This is a genomic window from Streptomyces sp. NPDC031274, assembly GCF_055570235.1.
On sequence record NZ_JBVIHP010000316.1, the window covers coordinates 1 to 1,241 of the forward strand.

The following is a 1,241-nucleotide window of genomic DNA, read 5'->3' on the forward strand; positions in this document are numbered from 1 at the left end:
GGGCGCCGGTGGGACGTCGCCGCGTGCCGTGCCGGGCGTCATCAGGGCGCCGAGCAGGCCGATGGCGGCAAGGCCTGCAAGGACGGGGGCGGTGCGGGGGGACTTGGTGAAGCGACCGATGCGATCGGTGCTCATGGAACACCTCCGTGGGGGGAGTGTGCGTACTGGTGAGAGCGCTCTCAGAACGCCCTCTGGGTTTTGTAGTTGCAGACATGCCGGGCGTCAATGGCCGTGACCCGTCAACTTCCCGAACGCGTACGGTAGTTGGATGAGCACGCCGCAGCACGTCGACTTCTGGTTCGACCCCGTGTGCCCGTACACCTGGCTCACCTCGCGGTGGATCCGCGAGGTCGAGCGGGTGCGGGACGTCACCGTGCGGTGGCGGGTGATGAGCCTCTCGGTGCTGAACGAAGGCCTCGATGTCGACCCCGAGGACCCCGAGGGGCAGTGGGGCGACTACATGCGGGGTCCCGGCCGGGTCTGCGCGGCCGTGGCCGGGCGGTACGGGAGCGGGGCCCTGGGGAGGTATCTCGACGCGCTCGGGGTGCGGCTGCACGAGCGGGGGGAGTGGGACGGCATCGAGCGCGCACTCGCCGACGCCGGACTGCCCACGGAGCTCGCGGCGGTGGCCGGGACGCAGGAGTACGACGGCGCGGTGCGGGCCTCGCACGAGCAGGGCAGCGCGCTGGTCGGCCCCGATGTGGGGACGCCGGTGCTCTCGGTCCCGGGGGTGGGTGCCGTCTTCGGTCCGGTCGTCTCGCCCGCGCCGAAGGGGGAGGCGGCGGGGCGGCTGTGGGACGGGGTGGTGCTGATGGCGGGGGTCCAGGACTTCTGCGAGCTGAAGCGGGCGTACGGCGAGCTCGACTTCGGCTGATCCCCGAGCCGACGGCGGTCCTCAACTCCCTCCGCATGCTTACCTTTTCCTCAGTACCTGACTAATTAGTCGGTACTTGTGAGGCAGCGGGCGCTCGCCAAACATGGTCATCATGACCACTCAGCAGCAGCACAAGACCCCCGTAACTGTCCTCGGCCTCGGCGCCATGGGCCAGGCCCTCGCCGGCGCCTTCCTCAAGGCCGGACACCCCACCACCGTCTGGAACCGCACGCCCGGCAAGGGCGATCACCTGGTGGCCGAAGGTGCCGTGCGCACCGCCACCGCTGCCGAGGCGGTCCGCGCCTCGGACGTGGTGGTCGTCTGCCTCTACGACTACGACGTCTCGCAGGCCGTGCTCGGCCCGATC

Annotated in this window: 2 protein-coding genes; both read left to right on the forward strand. The window is 70.6% G+C overall.

Going from position 1 to position 1,241, the window contains the following annotated elements; genetic code table 11:
* Positions 1 to 268 precede the first annotated feature (268 nt).
* Positions 269 to 874: a mycothiol-dependent nitroreductase Rv2466c family protein gene (locus tag ACZ5CR_RS45975; protein ID WP_468869885.1), complete on the forward strand. Its 606-nt coding sequence runs from the start codon at positions 269 to 271 to the stop codon at positions 872 to 874.
* Between the two features lie 112 nt (positions 875 to 986).
* On the forward strand, positions 987 to 1,241 hold a 255-nt coding region (locus ACZ5CR_RS45980; protein ID WP_468869887.1), incomplete at its 3' end, for an NAD(P)-binding domain-containing protein.

What these genes read in the sequence shown, in the direction of transcription:
- ACZ5CR_RS45975 (WP_468869885.1), top strand. Translation starts at nt 269, where the DNA reads ATGAGCACGCCGCAGCACGTCGACTTCTGGTTCGACCCCGTGTGCCCG.